We start from the raw sequence: 20181 nt of genomic DNA, 5'->3' as shown, positions 1-20181 counted from the left end.
CGGACGCCTTCGCGAGCAGGCTCGCTCCCACAGGGGTTAGGCGCTGTAGTGAGATTTTGCCCAGGCCAGATAGCCCTGCAGCAATTCCCTGAGCACCACCCGCGTCGGCTCGGCCAGGTCAGCGCGGTAGCGGAACGGTTCGAACTCTTCCATGTAGGTGGACTGGCACAGTTCCAGCTGCACGGCGTGGATGTTCTGCGCCGGATCGCCGTACTGGCGGGTGATGTGCCCGCCCTTGAAGCGACCGTTGAGCACATGGGTGAACTGCGCGTGCTGCGCACAGATCGCTTCCAGTTGACTCGCCAGTTGCGGATCACAACTGGCGCCATTGAACGTGCCGAGGTTGAAGTCTGGCAGTTTGCCGTCGAACAGGTGCGGGATGAGCGAGCGGATCGAGTGCGCATCGAACAACAGCGCGTAACCGAATTCGGCTTTCAGTCGCGCCAGTTCCTCCTGCAAGGTGCGGTGGTACGGCGTCCAGATCTGCTCCAGGTATGTTGCGCGCTCCTCTTTCGACGGTTCCAGACCTTCCTGAAACAACGGAATGCCGTCGAACAACGTCGCCGGATACAACCCGGTGGTCGCCCCGGCATACAACGGCTTGTCGTCGGACGGCCGGTTGAGGTCGATGACGAAACGCGAATACTCGGCAGCCAGGGTGCTGGCGCCCAGTTCCTCGGCAAAATCGTAGAGCTGCGGGATATGCCAGTCGGTGTCCGGCAAACTCTTCGCGACGGGGATCAACCCGGCTTCGACCGCCGGGGTCAGACGCACGCCGGCGTGGGGCATGCTGATCAGCAGCGGCACGCGACCTTGTTTGAAACTCAGAACCTTGTCCACAACCGCCCTCCTAGAAATTCGATTCGACGCCGTGACGCACGACGCGCTTGTCCAGATCGCCACCGAGCCAATAGGCCAGATCCGCTGGACGCTCGATGTCCCACGCCACGAAATCAGCGACCTTGCCGACCTCCAGCGAGCCATGGGTCTGCGCCATGCCCATCGCCTGCGCGGCATGAAGGGTCGCACCGGCCAGGGCTTCTTCCGGAGTCATGCGAAAACAGGTGCAGGCCATGTTCAGCATCAGGCGCAACGACAGCGCTGGCGAGGTGCCGGGATTTAAGTCGCTGGCGATGGCGATTTTCACCTTGTGCTTGCGCAGCGCTTCCATCGGCGGCAACTGGGTTTCGCGCAAAAAGTAGAACGCGCCCGGTAGCAGCACGGCGACGGTGTCGGCAGCGGCCATGGCGATCGCGTCGTCCTCGTCCATGAACTCCAGGTGATCGGCGGACAAGGCTTTGTAGCGTGCGGCGAGGCTGGAACCATGCAGCGAGGACAATTGCTCGGCGTGCAGCTTCACCGGCAGTCCGAGTTGTTGCGCGGCGACGAAGACCCGCTCGACCTGCTCCGGCGAAAACGCCAGGTATTCGCAGAACGCATCCACGGCATCGACCAAACCTTCGGCGGCGAGGGCCGGAAGCATCTGCTCGCAGACCAGATCGATGTAATCGTCGGCGCGATCCTTGTACTCCGGCGGCAACGCGTGCGCCGCCAGGCAAGTGCTGCGGACGCTGATCGGCAGCTCTTCGGCCAGGCGCCGGATGACCCGCAGCAGCTTGCGCTCGTTGGCCAGATCGAGACCGTAGCCGGATTTCATTTCCACCGTGGTCACGCCGTCGCGCATCAGGCTTTTCAGGCGTTTGGCGGCGCTGGCGAACAACTCGTCCTCAGTGGCTTCGCGAGTGGCGCGCACGGTGCTGGCGATGCCGCCGCCCTGCGCGGCGATCTCGGCATAGCTGACGCCTTGCAGGCGCTGCTCGAACTCGCCGCTGCGGTTGCCACCGAACACGGTGTGGGTGTGGCAGTCGATCAGACCGGGGGTGACCCACGCACCCTGCAAATCATTGACCGCCGGGTATTCGCCGGATGGCAATTGAGTGCGTGGGCCAATCCACTCGATCAGCGTGCCGGACGTCACGATCGCCGCATCCTCGATGATCGAATAGGCGCCGTTGGCCATGGTTGCGACGTGGCAGTGTTGCCAGAGGGTTTTCACTGTTGGCCTCCGTTTGGGTTTGTATGGTGAGCAGCCTCAAAAGCCCCTCACCCTAGCCCTCTCCCAGAGGGAGAGGGGACTGACCGTGTTGTTCTGTCGAGATATGCCGACCTGAAATTTCTCAGCCGAACTCACGTTGCGAAAACAATGAAGATCGGCTCCCTTCCCCCTCTCCCCCTTGGGGGAGAGGGCTGGGGTGAGGGGGATCGATTTCACTAACAATACAAATCTCCCCGTAAAGCGCTTACAAACTAGGCAACAACTGCCCAGCAACAAGCTCGGTCAGACACCGCGACGCCAGCAATTCAGTCGCCGCATTGATGTCCGGGGCAAAGAATCGGTCCTTCTCATAGAACGGCACTTGCTTGCGCAGAATCGCCCGCGCCTGTTCCAGCTTCGGCGAGGTCTTCAGACCGTTGCGCAGATCCAGGCCCTGCACCGCCGCCAGCCACTCCACGGCGAGAATGCCGCGAGTGTTCTCGGCCATTTCCCACAGACGCTTGCCCGCCGCCGGGGCCATCGATACGTGATCTTCCTGGTTGGCCGAGGTCGGCAGGCTGTCCACCGAATGTGGATGGGACAACGCCTTGTTTTCGCTGGCCAACGCCGCAGCGGTGACCTGAGCGATCATGAAACCGGAGTTCACCCCGCCATTGGCCACCAGGAACGGCGGCAGTTGCGACATGTGCTTGTCCATCATCAGCGAGATGCGGCGTTCGCTCAGCGAGCCGATTTCAGCGATGGCCAGGGCCATGTTGTCAGCGGCCATGGCCACCGGTTCGGCGTGGAAGTTGCCGCCGGAAATCACGTCGCCTTCGGCGGCGAATACCAGAGGGTTGTCGGAAACCGCGTTGGCTTCGACCGCCAGCACTTCAGCGGCCTGGCGGAACTGGGTCAGGCAGGCGCCCATGACTTGCGGCTGGCAGCGCAGCGAGTACGGGTCCTGGACCTTGTCGCAGTTCTGATGCGAGGCAGAGACTTCGCTGCGCTCACCGAGCAGATCGCGGTAGGCCGCAGCGGCATCGATCTGCCCTCTCTGCCCACGCGCGGCATGAATGCGCGCGTCGAACGGCGAGCGCGAACCGAGCACGGCTTCTACGGTGAGACTGCCCAGCGCCACTGCACCGGCAAACAGATCTTCGCCTTCGAACAAACCGCGCAGGGCAAACGCTGTGGAAACCTGAGTACCGTTGAGCAGCGCCAGACCTTCTTTAGCCGCTAAAGTCAGCGGCGCCAGGCCGGCGACTTTCAGTGCTTCGCTGGCTTCAAGCCATTCGCCCTTGTAGCGCGCCTTGCCCTCGCCCAGCAACACCAGCGACATGTGCGCCAACGGCGCCAGATCCCCCGACGCACCGACCGAACCTTTCAGCGGAATGTGCGGATAGACCTCGGCATTGATCAGCGCGATCAGCGCATCGATCACCTGCCGACGGATGCCGGAAAAACCACGGCTGAGACTGTTGACCTTGAGCACCATGATCAGTCGCACAAGGTCATCGCTGATCGGCTGGCCGACGCCGGCAGCGTGCGAGAGCACCAGCGAACGCTGCAGGTTTTCCAGGTCTTCGCTGGCGATGCGCGTCGAGGCCAGCAGGCCGAAACCGGTGTTGATGCCGTAGGCGGTGCGGTTCTCGGCGAGGATCTGTTCGACGCAGGCGACGCTGGCCTCGATCTGCGCGCTGGCGCTGTTGTCGAGGGTCAGTGTGACCGGGTTCTGATAGACGTCACGCAGTTGGGCCAGGCTCAGTTGGCCGGGGATCAGGTTCAGCGCAGTCATTAAAATGCTCCTGTCAGGCATTGTTATTAACTACCAGTCGCTCCGGAGCATTCCGTTATCCGTCGTTTCTCGTCTTGTGAACGATCCACGCCTTGGCACGCTGGTATGGGTAGTTGTCAGTGCAAATTCGGTAGAACGTTGTGCGGCAGATTCGGGTCTTTCAGCACGGTCGCAGCGGCAGCGATATCCGGCGCCAGCCAGCGATCCTGATCGTAGGCGGGGACCGTTTCGCGCAGCAGTTTCCACGCGCGGTCAGTGCCCACGCCAAAGCGCTGTTCCTTGAGGAATTCAAACGCCTGCGCCGCCAGCAGGTATTCAATCGCGAGGATCTGCGTGCAGTTTTCCAGCGCGCGATGCAGCTTCAGCGCGGCGTTGGTGCCCATGCTCAGGTGATCTTCCTGCAGGCCCGAGGTGATGTAGTTGTCGAGTACCGCCGGTTGCGCCAATTGACGGTTTTCCGCACACAGCGAGGCGGCGACGTATTGCACGATCATCATCCCCGAGTTGACCCCGGGATTGGCCACCAGAAACGCCGGCAGACCGCTGACGTGCGGATTGACCAAACGGTCCAGACGGCGCTCGGCGATCGAGCCGATTTCAGCCATGGCAATCGCCAGCAGATCCGCAGCCATCGCCACGGATTGACCGTGCGGGTTGGCCTGCGACATCACCCGGAAATTGTCCGGTGTGCCCAGCAGTAACGGGTTGTCGGTGCAGCCGTTGAGTTCGGCTTCGACCTGTTTGATCGCATGCGCGAGTTGATCACGCGCGGCGCCGTGGACCTGCGGGATCGAACGAATGCTCAGCGCGTCCTGAGTGCGAATGCCTTTGCTTGCGGCGATCACTTGGCTGCCATCGAGTAATGCACGCAGATTTTCGCCGACCTGCTGCATGCCCGGATGCGGCTTGAGCGCAATGATCTCGGCATCGAACGCATCGATCTGGCCGCGCTGGGCTTCGAAACTCATCGCACCAATGACATCGGCCCATTGCAACAGCCGCGTAGCATCAGCTATCGCCAGGCAACTGAGGCCGGTCATGCAAGGCGTGCCGTTGACCAGACACAAGCCATCCTTCGCGCCGAGCTGCACAGGTTGCAGGCCCTCTTCGGCCAGCGCCTGTTGCGCCGAAATGATCTGCCCGCGATAACTGACATTGCCAACGCCGAGCAGCGCGATGCCGATGTGCGCCATGTGCGTCAGGTAACCCACCGAACCCTGCGACGGCACCTGCGGGGTGATGCCGCGATTGAGCAGCGCCAGCAGCCCTTCGACCACACGCCGATGCAGGCCGGACTTGCCGTGGCTGTAGTTGTGAACAGCAGCGCAGATGATCGCGCGGGTCTGCTCGTCGCTGAGCACCGGGCCGACACCGCAGGCATGGCTGAGCAAGGTGTTGCGCGAGAGTTGGCTGAGCTGTTCGTCCTGCAGCGAGACGTTGGACAGACCGCCCAGACCGGTGTTGACGCCATAGGCGCGCTCGCCGCTGGCGACGATGCGCTGGACGATGGCCTGAGCGTTATCGAGGCGCGCCCAGGTTTCGCTGGACAGTTCCAGTGGCGCACCGTGCCGGGCAACGGCGACCACGTCCTGCCAACGCAGAGGGCTGCCTGTGATAACGATTTTTTCAGCCTGGGACATCTAAAACCTCATACCAATTCTGTTGATGCCGGTAACCCAGTGGTGAGGGGATTTATCCCCGTTGGGTGGCGAAGCCGCCCCAAACCATGCCCGCAAATCCGTCAGACAGACCGCAGTGGCCGGTTTTACGACTGCTTCGCAGCCGAACGGGGATAAATCCCCTCGCCACAACGGCCACTCAGTCTCAGACCACCGCCGCGCGCCGCTGCACGAACCGGTCGACATACTCATCGGCCGGTGAATGCAGGATCTCTCTTGGCGTGCCCACCTGGATCAACCGGCCATCCTTGAGAATCGCGATGCGATTGCCGATGCGCACGGCTTCGTCGAGGTCGTGGGTGATGAAGACGATGGTTTTGTGCAGGGTCTTTTGCAGTTCCAGCAACTGGTCCTGCATCTCGGCGCGGATCAACGGATCCAGCGCACTGAATGCTTCATCCATGAGGATGATGTCGGTGTCCGCCGCCAATGCACGGGCGAGGCCGACGCGCTGACGCATGCCGCCGGAGAGCTGGTGCGGGTATTTGTTTTCGTAGCCTTTGAGGCCGACGGTGTTGATCCAGTGCAGCGCGCGTTCGGCGCAGACCTGCTTGCTTTCGCCACGTACTTTCAGGCCGTAGGCGACGTTATCGAGCACGGTTTTGTGCGGCAGCAGGCCGAAGCTCTGGAACACCATGCTGATCTTGTGTCGGCGAAATTCGCGCAGGGCGTCCATGTCGTACTGCAGGATGTCCTCGCCATCGACCAGAATCGCCCCGCTGGTAGGATCGATCAGGCGATTGAAGTGGCGCACCAGGGTGGATTTGCCCGAGCCGGACAGGCCCATGATCACGAAGATTTCGCCAGTGCCGATACTTAGCGACAAGTCATTAACGCCGACCACGCAACCGGTTTCGTTGAGCACCTGGTCCTTGCTCTTGCCCTGGCCGACCATGGCCAGCGCATCCTTGGCGCGGTTGCCGAAAATCTTGAAGACGTTGCGCACTTCGATCTTGCTCACGCTTGCGTTGCTCATTTGCTCACCTCGTGGCGTGGCCGACCGTACGCTTGAGTAATGCGGTCGATGACCACCGCGAGAATCACGATCGCCAGCCCGGCTTCGAGACCTCGGCCGACGTTAAGGGTCTGAATCCCCACCAGCACGTCTTCACCGAGGCCGCGGGCGCCGATCATTGAGGCGATCACCACCATCGACAGGGCCATCATCGTGGTCTGGTTGATCCCGGCCATGATGCTCGGCAGGGCCAGCGGCAGTTGCACGCCGAACAGTTGCTGCCAGCGGTTGGCGCCGAAGGCATTGATCGCTTCCATGACTTCGCCGTCGACCTGGCGAATACCAAGGTCGGTCAGGCGAATCAGCGGGGGCGCGGCGTAGATCACCGTGGCGAAAATCGCCGGCACCTTGCCCAGGCCGAACAGCATCAGCACCGGAATCAGGTAAACGAAACTCGGCATGGTCTGCATGATGTCGAGCAGCGGCATCAGCACCGAACGCAGACGATTGCTGCGTGCCGAGAGAATCCCCAGCGGGATGCCGATCAGCACCGAAATGATCGTCGCGACCATCATCAGCGCCAGGGTCTGCATGAGTTTGTCCCAGAGGCCGACCGCGCCCACCAGAAACAACAGACCGACAATCACGGCGGTGGTCACGACTTTGCGCGTGGCGTGCCAGGCGATGACACCGACGATTGCCAGCATCAACCACCACGGCGCCGCACGCAGCAAACCTTCGAGACTGACGATGGCCCACAACAGCGTGTCGGAGATATGCCGGAACACGTCGCCGTAGTTGGTCACCAGCGAATCGACCCAACCGTTGACCCAGTCGGCGATGGAAAAGGTAAAGCTTTCGGGAAACATAAGGGACTCTCAATCAAGGGGTTGCGATCAAGCGTCCGGCTGCCGTGGCTGGCAGCCGGGGAAACCTGACCTACAAGGCCGCGTCGATTTTCTTGGCTGCGTCGTCGCTCACCCATGCGTGCCAGACTTCAGGATGTTCCTTGAGGAAGATTTTCGCCAGTTTTGCCGACTCGATGCGTTCCTTGGCCATGCGGCCGAGGTTCTGATTGAGCAGGTCGATCGGCAGGTTGACCTTTTCCAGCACGGCGACCAGTTCCGGGGCTTCGTCGTGGAAGGTTTTCGACAGGCCGACCTTGATGCTCACGGTCTTGTCGACGCCGGGTTTCTCTTCCAGTTTGACTGCATCGATCTGGCCCATCAGCGGCGTTGGCGACCAGTAGTAGAAGAGGATCGGCTCGCCACGCTTGTAGCTCGACAGCACCGCCGCATCCAGCGCAGGTCCTGTGCCTGGGCGGAAGTTGGTGTAACTGTTTTCCAGGCCATAACTCTTGAGCATTTCGCTGTTGTCGAGCTCGCAGGTCCAACCGGCCGGGCAGTTATAGAAGCGGCCCTTGGACGGCTCTTCGGCATCCTTGAACACGGCGGAATACTTGCCCAGATCAGCGATGTTTTTCAGGTCCGGGGCCTTCGCCTCGAGCTTGCGCTTGGCGTCGCCTTCGATCACGTAACGCGGCACGTACCAGCCTTCGACAGCACCCACCACTGGCGCGCCGACACCGATGACCTTGCCGGCCTTCTCGGCCTTGTTCCAGACCTCGCTACGGCCGACCCACTCTTCGGCGAACACTTGAATGTCGTTGCTGCTCAGGGCGTTTTCCATGGTGATGGAATTGCCCGGCAGGCTGTCGGTCTTGCAGCCGTAACCTTTCTCCAGCACCACTTGCAGCACGTCGGTCAGGAGCATGCCGCTCTCCCAGTTCAGCCCGGCGAATTTCACCGGTTTGCCCGATTCGCACCAGCCGGCGGCTTGCGTCGCACCGGCACTGGCCAACAGGCCCATGGACAGCAATGTGGTCAGCAGGGTCTTGTTCGATTTCATTGTCGTGACGCTCCTAATCATGAATGGGCTTACGGCAGTTCAAGAGGCATCCAGCCTGGTCCACGTCCAGATCAGGCCTGCGCCGCAGCGCGACCGGCCCCGCTCGTTTTTGCTTGTTGGGTGCTGTTCTGCTCGACCGGCAGAATCAGGCGATCGGGCACGGTGCTGTGCCATTTCTTTGCGCAGAAGTAATAGACGGCAGCCGGGAGAACCAGGCCGATGATCCAGGAAATGTCCACATCACCGAGGGCGGCCACCAGCGGCCCGGTATAGAACTTGGTGGAGATGAACGGCAACTGCACCAGCACACCGAACACATAGACGCTGATGCCGAGCAGGTTCCAGCGACCGTAGCGGCCATTCGGGTCGGCCAGCGCCGGCACGTCGTAGCGCTCGCGGGTGATGCAGTAGTAGTCGACCAGGTTGATCGCGCTCCACGGGGTGAAGAAGGCGAGCAGAAACAGGATGAACGACTTGAACGCACCGAGGAACGAGTGCTGCCCGAGCAGGGCAATCAGGGTTGCCGCGCCGACGATGAACAGCACGAACACCAGCCGTTGCATGCGGGTAACCGTCAGGTGCCCTTTGAAGCCACTGATGATGGTGGCGATGCACATGAAGCTGCCGTAAGAGTTCAGCGTCGAGATGGTCACCTTGCCGAACGCGATGCTGAAATACAGCAGCGCGGCAGTGGCGCCGGTACCGCCGAGGCCGACGATGTAGGCGACTTCATGGCCAGCGAATTGACCGTTGGCCGACGCGGCGGCAAATACACCGAGAACCATCGCGACTTGCGCGCCAATCACCGAACCTGCGCCAGCGGCGAAAAAGGTTTTCACCGATGAAGTGGTGCTCGGCAGGTAGCGTGAATAGTCCGCCACATACGGGCCGAAAGCGATCTGCCAGGACGCCGCCAACGACACCGCCAGCAGAAAGCTGCTCCAGCTGAAGTGGCGGATTTGCAGGAGTGCACCGACGTCGGTCTGGCTCATCAGCCGCCAGAACAGGAACACAAAAGCGATCACGCCAATCACACTGGCGACGCGGCCGATCCAGTGGATTACCCGGTAGCCAAGCACTGTGACCAGCACGATGATGCTGGCGAAAATCAGGATGCCTACACTGTCGCTGACACCGAACAACTGACCCAGCGCCTGCCCGGACAGCACCGTTCCGGTGGCGGTGAAGCCGAGGTACATCAGGCACACCAGCACGATCGGAATCGCAGCGCCATAAACGCCGAATTGCACACGACTGGAGATCATCTGCGGCAAGCCCAGTTTCGGTCCCTGCGCGGCATGCAGCGCCATCACACCACCGCCGAGCAACTGACCGATCAACAGACCGATCAGCGACCAGAACACATCACCGCCGAGCACCACGGCCAAGGCCCCGGTGACGATCGCGGTGATCTGCAGGTTGGCGCCCATCCACAGGGTGAACTGACTGAACAGACGACCGTGTCTTTCCGCTTCCGGGATGTAGTCGATCGAACGCCTTTCGATCAACGGAGTACTGCCTGCACGTTCGTTGTTAACCGCCATGATTCAACCTCTGTGGATTGCTATTCGGGTTCACTGAAATTCCTCTGTGGGAGCGAGCCTGCTCGCGAATCGGTGTATCAGGCACAGCAGTAGCGACTGACACGACGCCTTCGCGAGCAGGCTCGCTCCCACATAAAACCAGAGCGTGTTACCCGCCAGTGATCATCGGCAGATTCAGCCCCTGCTCTTTCGCGCAGTCGATGGCGATCTGGTAACCGGCATCGGCATGGCGCATGACGCCGGTAGCCGGGTCGTTGTGCAGCACGCGAGCGATGCGCTCGGCGGCTTCATCGGTACCGTCGCAGACGATCACCATCCCCGAATGTTGCGAGAAGCCCATGCCGACACCGCCGCCGTGATGCAATGAGACCCAGGTCGCGCCGCTGGCGGTGTTCAGCAGTGCGTTGAGCAGCGGCCAATCGGACACGGCGTCGGAGCCGTCCTGCATCGATTCGGTTTCGCGGTTCGGGCTGGCCACCGAGCCGGAGTCGAGGTGGTCGCGACCGATCACCACCGGTGCCGACAGCTCACCGCTACGGACCATTTCGTTGAAGGCCAGACCGAGCTTGGCGCGCTGGCCCAGACCGACCCAGCAGATACGTGCCGGCAGACCCTGGAAGCTGATGCGCTCGCGGGCCATGTCCAGCCAGTTGTGCAAATGCGCGTCGTCCGGGATCAGCTCTTTGACCTTGGCGTCGGTTTTGTAGATGTCCTGTGGATCACCCGACAGCGCCGCCCAACGGAACGGGCCGATGCCACGGCAGAACAGCGGACGGATGTAGGCCGGCACGAAACCCGGGAAATCGAAAGCGTTTTCGACGCCTTCTTCCTGAGCCATCTGACGGATGTTGTTGCCGTAGTCGAAGGTCGGGATGCCTTGCTTCTGGAACTCCAGCATGGCTTTGACGTGCACCGCCATCGACTGCTTGGCGGCTTTGATCACAGCGGCCGGTTCGGTCTTGGCGCGGGCGCGGTATTCGTCCCAGCTCCAGCCGGCCGGCAGGTAACCGTTGAGCGGATCGTGGGCGCTGGTCTGGTCGGTGACCATGTCCGGGCGCACGCCACGCTTGACCAGTTCCGGGAGGATTTCCGCCGCGTTGCCGAGCAGAGCGATGGAAATCGCTTTGCCTTCTTTGGTGTATTTGTCGATACGCGCTAAAGCGTCGTCGAGGTCTTTGGCTTGCTCATCGACGTAACGGCTCTTCAGGCGGAAATCGATGCTGACCTGCTGGCATTCGATGTTCAGCGAGCAGGCGCCGGCCAGGGTGGCGGCCAGCGGTTGCGCGCCGCCCATGCCACCGAGGCCGGCGGTGAGCACCCAGCGGCCCTTGAGGTCAGCGTTGTAATGCTGGCGCCCGGCTTCGACGAAGGTTTCATAGGTGCCCTGAACGATGCCCTGGCTGCCGATGTAGATCCAGCTGCCGGCGGTCATCTGGCCGTACATGGCCAGGCCTTTGGCGTCGAGTTCGTTGAAGTGTTCCCAGCTCGCCCAGTGCGGCACCAGGTTGGAGTTGGCGATCAGCACGCGCGGCGCGTTGCTATGAGTCTTGAATACGCCGACCGGCTTGCCCGATTGCACCAGCAGGGTTTCGTCGTCATTCAGGTTGGTCAGGCTCTCGACGATCTTGTCGTAGCACTCCCAATTGCGTGCGGCGCGACCGATACCGCCGTAGACCACCAATTCTTTCGGGTTCTCGGCGACTTCCGGGTCGAGATTGTTCATCAACATGCGCAGCGGCGCTTCCGTCAGCCAGCTCTTGGCGGTCAGCGTGTTACCGCGTGCGGCGCGGATCTGCACGTCACGAAACTTGTTGCTGTTCTGGGTATTGTCAGTCACGAAAAAGACTCCTCAGCGATCAATTCAAACCAACCCTGGCAGTGGGCAGCAGCCTGCGCGCTGTGCTGCGCGACAAGCGAATCAGTGGACGCTGCGGAGAGTCTCGGACGACTCATACGCATACGTCTTTACTTGTACATACAAGCATATGCAATCAAGCGGCCAACTTGCTGGAGGAGTGTTCAGGAAAAATCAGGGGTAGGGCTGGAGAGCGCCTGAATCGAGGGTTCTGGCGTGAATGAAATTTTCTTCGCAGTTATTTTGGGGAGGTTGGGATTGGCTACGACAGCGTGGTTTTGCGCCACGCTGGGGCGTTCGGTAACAAGTTGGTGCGCGGAAGGGGAAACAAGAGTGGGGATGGCTTTTGTGGCGAGGAGATTTATCCCCGCTGGGCTGCGCAGCAGACCGCTTTTTTAAATCAGGAATGGGGCCGCTTCGCGACCCAGCGGGGATAAATCCCCTCGCCACAGGGGTGTGTTCAGTTCTGGAGGAGTTCGATCACGCAGCATGCGGCGTTGGTAGAGACTTCGACCAGCCCACTGTTGCCGTCCAGCTGCAGGCAATCATGCCGACCGAGCTGCGAAACGCCGTCGCCAACACTCACGTCCATCCGCTCACTGACACTGAACACCAGCAGCGTCGATGCCGAGCTGAAAAACCGCTGCTCACCGTCCAGCCACTGCAATCGCGCGCTGTAACGTTGCGGCGCGTAGATCAGATTGAAGTCGCGAATCGCACCGCCGAGCAAGGTGCAGGACACCTGACTTTCGCCGCTGAAAGCAAACGGGTCCAAGGGTAACAGTGGACGGGTAGCGTCACCGTCGACGCACAGAGTCATGCCGTCGCCCTGCAACACGGTGATCACTCGCTGGTAACCGGCGAATGTCGAGAAACCGCCCGATTCGGCGATGTCGGCAATTGACAGGCGCCAGCCGAAACTGTCCAGGCCAGCGCCGGCATCACGGGTGATTTCCTCGGTGCTGCCGCCGCCGTTTTTCCACGGCATGCGCGGGTAGCCTTCGGCGCGTAGAACCTTCACTTGATAATTCATTTATGAAAGCGCCCTTCCAGACGATGGCGGGAACCGGGGTGGATCAAACGTGCCGCCGTCACCGGTTGACGCCCCGACCACGTACGCCGACGAATCAGCAGGCACGGCTCGCCCTTTTCGATCTGCAGCAACTTGCACTCCGACGGCTCGGCAAGAATCGCTTCGACCACGTGCTCGCCCTCGGTCAGCGGCGCGACCTGGTTGAGATAGGCGTAGGGCGTTTGCAGAGTGAAATCCTGCTTGAGGTATTCCGGGGCGACCAAAGCGTTGACGAAACGGTCTTCGATTTGCACCGGAATGTCGTTTTCGTAGTGCACGATCAGCGAGTGGAAGACCTTCTGGCCTTCGCGCATATCCAGCGCCAGCGCGCGTTCGGAACCGGCGGCCTCTTCTTCGAGGGTGATGACCTGGCAAGTGTGGCGATGGCCGCGCGAGGCGATTTCGTCGGCAATGTTGTGCACTTCGAACAGCGCGGACTGGCTCTTCGGCTCGGCGACAAACGTGCCCACACCTTGCATGCGCACCAGCAGGCCGTCGGCGGTCATCTCGCGCAGGGCGCGGTTGATGGTCATGCGGCTGAAGCCGAGCTGGCTGACCAATTCGCTTTCCGACGGTACGCGGTAGTGCGGCGGCCAGTTACCGCTGTCGATCTGCTGGGTGATCATCTGTTTGACGCGGGCGTACAAAGGCGCCGGACTGTCGCCCATGTTCGCGGCCAACGGAGAAACTGGAGGCGGAGTCGGCACGGTTGATCCCTGTTCATTGGATGAAAGTGACTAGCTTGCCGGAGTTTACCGGGCAGGCAAACGTCTGTATATGTATATACAAATAACACACGATGGGGTGCCGAACGATGTCCGCCTTCTTTGCCGAACGCGCACTGCTGCCTAACGGATGGGCCAACAATGTACGTCTCGAGGTCAGCGCCGATGGCCTGTTGACCCGAATCCAGGCCGATTCCAGCGCAGACGAAGCCGAGCGGCTGCGCGGGCCGTTACTGCCGGGGATGCCAAATCTGCACTCCCACGCCTTCCAGCGTGCCATGGCTGGACTGGCCGAAGTGGCCGGCAACCCCAACGACAGTTTCTGGACCTGGCGCGATCTGATGTACCGCCTCGTCGGAAAAATCAGCCCGGATCAGCTCGGCATCATCGCCCGTCAGCTGTACATCGAAATGCTCAAGGCCGGTTACACCTCGGTCGCCGAATTTCACTACGTGCACCACGACAGCAACGGCCAGCCGTATGCCGATCCTGCCGAACTGGCTTTGCGTATCAGCCAGGCCGCCAGCGAAAGCGGCATCGGTCTGACCCTGCTGCCAGTGCTCTACAGTCATTCCGGATTCGGCGGGCAGACGCCAAACGATGGCCAGCGTCGCTTTATCAACAGCACCGAGAACTATCTGAATCTGCAAGCGCGGTTGCAGCCATTACTGGCGCAGCAAAAGGCGCAATCGCTGGGCCTGTGTTTCCACTCGCTGCGGGCGGTGACGCCACAACAAATCAGCGAAGTGTTGGCGGCCAGTGACAAACAATGCCCGGTGCACATACACATCGCCGAACAGCAAAAGGAAGTCGACGATTGCCTGAGCTGGAGCGGTCGTCGTCCGCTGCAATGGCTGTACGAGAACACTGAAGTCGATCAGCGCTGGTGTCTGGTCCACGCCACCCACGCCAACCCGCAAGAAGTCACGCTGATGGCCAACAGTCGCGCGATCGCCGGGCTGTGTCTGACCACTGAAGCGAATCTGGGTGACGGGATTTTCCCGGCGGTGGACTTTCTTGCCCAGGGCGGGCGCATGGGCATTGGCTCCGACAGCCATGTGTCGCTGAGCGTGGTGGAAGAGTTGCGCTGGCTGGAATATGGCCAACGCCTGCGTGATCAGCGGCGCAATCGCTTGTATGGCGCGCAGCAGCCAATGGTCGGTCGCACACTATATGACGCCGCGCTGGACGGCGGCACGCAAGCGTTGGGGCAACCGATTGGTGCGCTGAAAGTGGGCAAGCGCGCGGACTGGATTGTCCTCGATGGCAACGATCCGTATCTGGCGACGGCCAATGGCGACGGGATTCTCAATCGCTGGTTGTTCGCCGGCGGCGATCGCCAGGTGCGCGATGTGCTGGTCAATGGTCAATGGGTGGTGCGCGATGGCCGGCATGCTGGCGAAGAGGAAAGCGCCCGAGCCTTCACCCAGGTCCTGCGCGATCTCTTGGGCTGACCCAAAACCAAACTGTGGGAGCGAGCCTGCTCGCGAACGCGGTGTATCAGTCAATATTCATGTCGACTGATACACCCTCTTCGCGAGCAGGCTCGCTCCCACATTTGATTTGTATAGCGGCTTAATTGGAAGTCTTGGCCATCTGCCGATCCGACGCCCGCCAAATCAGGCGTGTGGTGTCGTAACCCTGTTGACGCGCCTTGCTCAGCAATTCTTCACGCACTACACCGTTGACGGTCGGTGTGCGTGACAGCAGCCACAGGTACTTGCGACTCGGATCGCCGACGATGGCGGTCTTGTAATCGTCGCTCACGTACAACACCCAGTACTCGCCCTTCGCCACACCCGGCACCAGGCGCGAGAACCAGTTATCGAATTCGACCCAGAGCTTGTCGGTCTTGCCCGGCACTTGTGGATAAGCCGTGCCCTTGGCTTCTTCCCACTGCCACTCCGGGGTCAGGCAACGGTTGAGCACGCCGACATTACCGTCAGGCTTGAGGGTGTAATGGGCTTCGGATTGCGCGCAGTGGCGCTGGAAGTACATCGGCAAGCGTGCCAGTTCATACCAGGTGCCCTGATAACGCTTGAGATTGACGCTGTTGACGGTCTTGGGCGCCAACGGGTCGACGCCGGAAGTGGCGCAGCCAGCCAGTACCAGGCCAGCAAAAAGGATCAGCAATAACCGCTTCATTTTTTTCTCCGTGGGCGCGAAGCCCCGGTTTACTTCAGGCCTTGGCCGGAAAACATCAGCACTTTGTCACCGGCGTATTGCACGCTGATAAAGCTGTTCTTGTCGCCCCAGGTGCAGCTGGACATACCGAGCGCGCCCGAGCAATCGGTGGGCTTGCCGAGGAGGGTTTCCACTTCGTACTTGGCCATGCCGGCCGAGAGCTTGGAGTAGTTTTCCTGATTGACCTTGCTGCATGCGGCCAACAGCACGCAAAACGACAGCAGGGCGATAGATCGCAGCGACATGGTGAAACTCCTGGAACGAGGGGGGATGGCATGGTGCCAACCAGAAGCTTAGAAGAGAAAAGTGTCATCTGGTTCCGTGACCGAACGCCTATTTATCAGCCCGCCCGTCCGGCTTTTGTCGGTAAATCAAAAACTTTGTGAAGCCGTCGAGCATTTCGTCGACTTTCCCTGCAAACGCCTAATCTTTGGCGCGGCGCGGTCGAAAATAAGAGCAGCGCAACGCTGCCGAATATGGCAAATTGCCGCCCTTTCCTGACCAGCCCCTTCGCGGTAGTTCATTCGATGACCAGAAACATGAAATTCAGCCACAAGATTTTGCTGGCTGCTGCCCTTGTGGTGGCCGTTGCGTTCGCCTGTTTCATCCTCTTCAACGACTATCGCCAGCGTCAGGCCTTGAGCAGCAGCACCGAAGCGACCATGCAGGAACTGGGCAGCCTGACCACCAGCAACATCCAGACCTGGCTGGAAAGTCGCATTCAACTGCTGCAATCGCTGTCGCAGCAAGTCGCCGTCGACGGCAACGCGCCCGCCAGCCTCAAGCGCATCATCGACCTGCCCGCCTACACCGGCAATTTCCAGCTCAGCTATTTCGGTGGCGCTGACGGCGTGATGTTCTCGGTGCCGGCCGGCAACCGTGCGCCGGACTACGATCCACGCGCGCGCGGCTGGTACAAAGCGGCCAACAGCGCGCAGCAGACTATCGTCACCGAACCGTACATCGCCGCTTCGTCGGGCAAACTGGTGATCACCGTTGCCACGCCGGTGCAGCGTCAGGGCCAAATGCTCGGCGTCGCCGGAGCCGACATCGATCTGACCAGCGTCAGCGCGATCATCAACTCGCTGAACTTCGGCGGCCACGGTCATGCGTTCATCGTCAGCGCCGAAGGGAAAATCCTGATTCACCCGGACAGCAAGCTGGTGCTCAAAACACTGGCCGAGGCTTATCCGAACGGTGCGCCCAAAGTCAGCCCGGGCCTGAAAGAAGTCGAGTTCGACGGCAAGACCCAGTTGATCTCATTCACCCACGTCAACGGCGTGCCATCGGCTGACTGGTACGTGGCGCTGGTGCTCGACAAAGACACCGCGTTCTCGATGCTCAGCGAATTCCGCACCTCGGCACTGATCGCCATGGTCATCGCCGTGTTGATCATCATCGGCCTGCTCGGCATGCTGATTCGAGTGCTGATGCAACCGCTGCTGACCATGGGCCGTGCGATGCATGACATCGCTGAAGGCGAAGGCGATCTGACCAAACGTCTGGTGATTCACGGCAACGATGAATTCGGCGCATTGGGTACGTCGTTCAACCGCTTCGTCGAACGCATTCATACGTCGATCCGCGAAGTGTCCTCGGCCACCGGCCAGGTCAACGAAGTCGCCCTGCGTGTGGTCGCTGCCTCGAACTCGTCGATGTACAACTCCGACCAGCAGGCCAGCCGCACCAACAGCGTCGCCGCCGCGATCAATCAGCTCGGCGCCGCCGCTCAGGAAATCGCCCAGAACGCCGCGCTCGCCTCGCAGCATTCCAGCGATGCGCGCAGCCTCGCGGTCGACGGCCAGCAGGTGGTGGATAAAACCATCCAAGCCATGCAACAACTGTCGGCGAAGATCAGCGATTCCTGCGGCAATATCGAAACGCTGAACAGCAACACGGTGAACATCGGCCAGATTCTCGAAGTGATCACCAGCATTTCCCAGCAGACCAACCTGCTCGCACTCAACGCCGCCATTGAAGCCGCGCGTGCCGGTGAGGCCGGACGCGGTTTCGCCGTGGTCGCCGACGAGGTGCGCAACCTCGCGCACCGCACCCAGGATTCGGCGCAGCAAGTGCAGAAGATGATCGAAGAGCTGCAGGTCGGCGCACGCCAGGCGGTAACCATCATGACCGAGAGCCAGCGCGAGAGCGAAAGCAGCGTCGGCATCGCCAACCAAGCCGGCGAGCGTCTGGGCAGCGTGACCCAGCGCATCGGCGAAATCGACGGCATGAACCAGTCGGTGGCCACCGCGACTGAAGAGCAGACTGCTGTGGTCGAGTCGATCAATGTCGATATCAACGAGATCAACACGCTGAATCAGGAAGGCGTGGAGAACTTGCAGGCGACGTTGCGCGCGTGTTCGGATCTTGAACAGCAGGCGGCGCGGTTGAAGCATCTGGTCGGCAGCTTCAGGATCTAAGCTGCAGCCTCAGGCCTCCTCGCGAGCAGGCTCGCTCCCACAGTGGAATGCATTTCAATTGTGGGAGCGAGCCTGCTCGCGAAAGCGGCATAAGCCGCACTGAAGATTCAGAATCTTGAGCCGGGCCTGGACAGGAACTCCAATTCCTCAGACGTAGACTCCCGCCCCAACACCGCATTGCGATGCGGAAACCTTCCAAACCGGGCAATCACCTTCTGATGCCGCTCGGCGTAGTCCAGGTTATCGGCAAACACCGCCCGCTCCGACTCTGGCTGTTCAGCCACCAATTCAATAAATCTGGAAACGGCTTCGTTCTGCACCGCGAGGTTTTCGCAGTGCTCGAACACCAGATAAATGAACACACGCTGAATCGGTTTCAACTGCCGATCGAAATCCGCTGCAATGCCTTGAGCGACGAGCTTCTGAGCGCGCAGATCACCGGAAAAGGCTTTGGGAGTGTCGCGATAGATCATGCGCGGCAGCTGATCGAGCAGCAGCACTACCGCCAGCCAGCCTTCGGGACATTGCGTCCACTCAGTCAATTCGCCGGCCAGGGCCTGATCGACAAAGACCCCGAAACGCGTCTGCGCTTCGAGGTCCTGGCTGTTTCGCTTGCCGAACCACAACTTGCCCTTTTCGGCCGCCACTTCGCTGGCTGATTCGGCGTGTCCGAACCACCAGTCGAGCAACGGCTGCCAGGGCGCGTGCATGGTTTATTCCTTGTGGTAGGCCGTGGCGCGGGCGACTTCTTCTTTCGAACCGAGGAACACTGCAACGCGCTGGTGCAGGCCTTCCGGCTGGATGTCGAGAATGCGCTGGTGACCGTCGGTGGACGCGCCGCCGGCTTGTTCGACAAGGAACGACATCGGGTTGGCTTCATACATCAGGCGCAGCTTGCCCGGTTTCGACGGCTCGCGGCTGTCGCGCGGGTACATGAACAGACCGCCGCGGGTCAGGATGCGGTGTACGTCGGCAACCATCGCCGCGACCCAGCGCATGTTGTAATTCTTCTTCAACGGACCTTCTTCACCGGCCAGCAGCTCGCCGACATAGCGCTGTACCGGGGCTTCCCAGTGGCGCTGGTTGGACATGTTGATGGCGAATTCCTGGGTGGTTTCCGGGATGGTGATGTCTTCGTGAGTCAGTACGAAGCTGCCCATTTCGCGGTCCAGGGTGAAGCCTTTGACGCCGTCGCCCAGGGTCAGCACCAGCATGGTCTGCGGGCCGTAGATGGCGTAACCGGCGGCCACTTGCTGGGTGCCTGGCTGCAGGAAGGCTTTTTCGTTCAGCGGCTCGTTCTGGCTCAGGTATTCGTTCGGGCAACGCAATACCGAGAAGATCGTGCCGACCGGGGCGTTGATGTCGATGTTCGACGAGCCGTCCAGTGGGTCGAAGACCAGCAGGTATGCGCCTTTCGGGTATTTGCCCGGGATCTGGTAGGCGTTGTCCATTTCTTCGGACGCCATGCCGGCCAGGTGACCGCCCCATTCGTTGGCTTCGAGCAGGATCTCGTTAGAGATCACGTCGAGCTTCTTCTGCACTTCGCCTTGCACGTTCTCGGTGCCCATGCTGCCCAGAACACCACCCAGGGCGCCTTTGGACACGGCGTGGCTGATCTCCTTGCAGGCACGCGCTACCACTTCGATCAAAAAGCGCAGATCGGCAGGAGTGTTGTTGCTGCGGGTCTGCTCAATCAAATAGCGACTCAAGGTAACGCGGGACATGGACGGCTCCGGTGGAATGGGGGGCGGAAAACCCGCGCAGTTTACAGGGAGTCTGAAAACCTAGCGAGCGAAGACGCCGGCTAACCTGCGCCTGGGTGTATTTGCCTGTATGAGACGTGATTGTTGGTGGAGAGTTCAGGTGTCGGGTTTAGCGTAGTTGGAAATGGGGCGGGTGGTGGTTGAGCGATAGCGGCAGTCTGATGAATTTTTGTTGTTTGACCGGCCGCCATCGCTGGCGAGCCAGCTCCCACAGGATGTGTGGTGTACACAAAATATGTGAAC

Annotated in this window: 17 protein-coding genes; 2 read left to right on the top strand and 15 right to left on the bottom strand. The window is 60.8% G+C overall.

All coding sequences use genetic code 11. From position 1 onward, the window contains the following. Positions 1 to 36: 36 nt before the first annotated feature. From hutG to hutC, 11 genes are all read right to left on the bottom strand, one after another. On the bottom strand, positions 37 to 840 hold the full coding sequence (hutG, locus tag AB4O12_RS23415; RefSeq protein ID WP_460059796.1) for an N-formylglutamate deformylase: 804 nt from the start codon (positions 838 to 840) through the stop codon (positions 37 to 39). A 10-nt stretch (positions 841 to 850) separates the two neighbouring features. Next, positions 851 to 2056, bottom strand: a complete 1206-nt coding sequence (gene hutI, locus AB4O12_RS23410) for an imidazolonepropionase (RefSeq protein WP_460059795.1) — start codon at positions 2054 to 2056, stop codon at positions 851 to 853. Positions 2057 to 2300: 244 nt separating this feature from the next. Next, a complete protein-coding gene (gene hutH / locus AB4O12_RS23405; protein ID WP_236168193.1) occupies positions 2301 to 3833 on the bottom strand; it encodes a histidine ammonia-lyase in 1533 nt (510 codons plus the stop codon). Positions 3834 to 3949: 116 nt separating this feature from the next. After that, a complete protein-coding gene (hutH, locus tag AB4O12_RS23400) occupies positions 3950 to 5473 on the bottom strand; it encodes a histidine ammonia-lyase (protein WP_252879279.1) in 1524 nt (507 codons plus the stop codon). A 184-nt stretch (positions 5474 to 5657) separates the two neighbouring features. Further along, the gene (locus AB4O12_RS23395; RefSeq protein ID WP_016772086.1) at positions 5658 to 6488 is read right to left on the bottom strand and encodes a quaternary amine ABC transporter ATP-binding protein; all 831 of its coding nucleotides are present in this window, start codon (positions 6486 to 6488) and stop codon (positions 5658 to 5660) included. Then, the gene (locus AB4O12_RS23390) at positions 6485 to 7336 is read right to left on the bottom strand and encodes an ABC transporter permease (RefSeq protein ID WP_016772087.1); all 852 of its coding nucleotides are present in this window, start codon (positions 7334 to 7336) and stop codon (positions 6485 to 6487) included. The genes AB4O12_RS23395 and AB4O12_RS23390 overlap by 4 nt, the downstream gene beginning before the upstream one ends. 70 nt (positions 7337 to 7406) lie before the next feature. Further along, positions 7407 to 8375, bottom strand: coding sequence for an ABC transporter substrate-binding protein (locus AB4O12_RS23385; protein ID WP_130887639.1), 969 nt, complete (start codon positions 8373 to 8375; stop codon positions 7407 to 7409). Positions 8376 to 8446: 71 nt separating this feature from the next. Beyond that, positions 8447 to 9919, bottom strand: coding sequence for a purine-cytosine permease family protein (locus AB4O12_RS23380; protein ID WP_460059794.1), 1473 nt, complete (start codon positions 9917 to 9919; stop codon positions 8447 to 8449). Positions 9920 to 10067: 148 nt separating this feature from the next. Then, entirely contained in the window at positions 10068 to 11756 is a 1689-nt protein-coding gene (gene hutU, locus AB4O12_RS23375) for a urocanate hydratase (protein ID WP_016772090.1), read from the bottom strand. A gap of 478 nt (positions 11757 to 12234) precedes the next feature. After that, positions 12235 to 12807 (bottom strand): HutD/Ves family protein, encoded by a 573-nt coding sequence (locus tag AB4O12_RS23370; protein ID WP_460059793.1) that lies wholly within the window; start codon positions 12805 to 12807, stop codon positions 12235 to 12237. Then, positions 12804 to 13514 (bottom strand): histidine utilization repressor, encoded by a 711-nt coding sequence (gene hutC / locus AB4O12_RS23365; RefSeq protein ID WP_162803449.1) that lies wholly within the window; start codon positions 13512 to 13514, stop codon positions 12804 to 12806. Before hutC ends, AB4O12_RS23370 begins: the two co-directional genes overlap by 4 nt. A 146-nt stretch (positions 13515 to 13660) precedes the next feature. Here hutC and AB4O12_RS23360 point away from each other — a divergent pair, with 146 nt between their 5' ends. Then, entirely contained in the window at positions 13661 to 15025 is a 1365-nt protein-coding gene (locus AB4O12_RS23360) for a formimidoylglutamate deiminase (protein ID WP_305382024.1), read from the top strand. Positions 15026 to 15146: 121 nt separating this feature from the next. Here the strand turns inward: AB4O12_RS23360 and AB4O12_RS23355 are convergent, their stop codons facing one another. Together AB4O12_RS23355 and AB4O12_RS23350 are read right to left on the bottom strand one after the other, a co-directional pair. Beyond that, positions 15147 to 15716, bottom strand: a complete 570-nt coding sequence (locus tag AB4O12_RS23355; protein ID WP_016772094.1) for a lipocalin family protein — start codon at positions 15714 to 15716, stop codon at positions 15147 to 15149. A gap of 29 nt (positions 15717 to 15745) precedes the next feature. Next, positions 15746 to 16000, bottom strand: coding sequence for a hypothetical protein (locus AB4O12_RS23350; protein ID WP_460059792.1), 255 nt, complete (start codon positions 15998 to 16000; stop codon positions 15746 to 15748). Positions 16001 to 16282: 282 nt separating this feature from the next. Between AB4O12_RS23350 and AB4O12_RS23345 the strand changes: the two genes are divergently transcribed. Next, positions 16283 to 18175 carry a methyl-accepting chemotaxis protein gene (locus AB4O12_RS23345; protein WP_460059791.1) on the top strand — a complete coding sequence of 631 codons (1893 nt, stop codon included), beginning with the start codon at positions 16283 to 16285 and terminating at the stop codon, positions 18173 to 18175. A 107-nt stretch (positions 18176 to 18282) separates the two neighbouring features. On the opposite strand, the gene AB4O12_RS23340 is transcribed toward AB4O12_RS23345, so the two are convergent. Beyond that, on the bottom strand, positions 18283 to 18885 hold the full coding sequence (locus AB4O12_RS23340; RefSeq protein ID WP_095181050.1) for a DUF924 family protein: 603 nt from the start codon (positions 18883 to 18885) through the stop codon (positions 18283 to 18285). A gap of 3 nt (positions 18886 to 18888) precedes the next feature. After that, positions 18889 to 19899 (bottom strand): class 1 fructose-bisphosphatase, encoded by a 1011-nt coding sequence (locus tag AB4O12_RS23335; RefSeq protein ID WP_016772098.1) that lies wholly within the window; start codon positions 19897 to 19899, stop codon positions 18889 to 18891. Positions 19900 to 20181: the final 282 nt, after the last annotated feature.

The sequence above is a fragment of the Pseudomonas sp. S2_A05 genome (assembly GCF_054668485.1).
This window is presented reverse-complemented; position numbering and strand designations above follow the sequence as displayed.

Bases quoted from the DNA above. Each gene is read 5' to 3' on its own strand.
- AB4O12_RS23395 (WP_016772086.1), bottom strand. From the start codon at position 6,488: ATGAGCAACGCAAGCGTGAGCAAGATCGAAGTGCGCAACGTCTTCAAG.
- AB4O12_RS23350 (WP_460059792.1), bottom strand. From the start codon at position 16,000: ATGTCGCTGCGATCTATCGCCCTGCTGTCGTTTTGCGTGCTGTTGGCC.
- hutH (WP_236168193.1), bottom strand. From the start codon at position 3,833: ATGACTGCGCTGAACCTGATCCCCGGCCAACTGAGCCTGGCCCAACTG.
- hutH (WP_252879279.1), bottom strand. From the start codon at position 5,473: ATGTCCCAGGCTGAAAAAATCGTTATCACAGGCAGCCCTCTGCGTTGG.
- AB4O12_RS23345 (WP_460059791.1), top strand. From the start codon at position 16,283: ATGACCAGAAACATGAAATTCAGCCACAAGATTTTGCTGGCTGCTGCC.
- AB4O12_RS23360 (WP_305382024.1), top strand. From the start codon at position 13,661: ATGTCCGCCTTCTTTGCCGAACGCGCACTGCTGCCTAACGGATGGGCC.
- hutC (WP_162803449.1), bottom strand. From the start codon at position 13,514: ATGGGCGACAGTCCGGCGCCTTTGTACGCCCGCGTCAAACAGATGATC.
- AB4O12_RS23385 (WP_130887639.1), bottom strand. From the start codon at position 8,375: ATGAAATCGAACAAGACCCTGCTGACCACATTGCTGTCCATGGGCCTG.
- AB4O12_RS23335 (WP_016772098.1), bottom strand. From the start codon at position 19,899: ATGTCCCGCGTTACCTTGAGTCGCTATTTGATTGAGCAGACCCGCAGC.
- AB4O12_RS23355 (WP_016772094.1), bottom strand. From the start codon at position 15,716: ATGAAGCGGTTATTGCTGATCCTTTTTGCTGGCCTGGTACTGGCTGGC.
- AB4O12_RS23340 (WP_095181050.1), bottom strand. From the start codon at position 18,885: ATGCACGCGCCCTGGCAGCCGTTGCTCGACTGGTGGTTCGGACACGCC.
- AB4O12_RS23390 (WP_016772087.1), bottom strand. From the start codon at position 7,336: ATGTTTCCCGAAAGCTTTACCTTTTCCATCGCCGACTGGGTCAACGGT.
- AB4O12_RS23370 (WP_460059793.1), bottom strand. From the start codon at position 12,807: ATGAATTATCAAGTGAAGGTTCTACGCGCCGAAGGCTACCCGCGCATG.
- AB4O12_RS23380 (WP_460059794.1), bottom strand. From the start codon at position 9,919: ATGGCGGTTAACAACGAACGTGCAGGCAGTACTCCGTTGATCGAAAGG.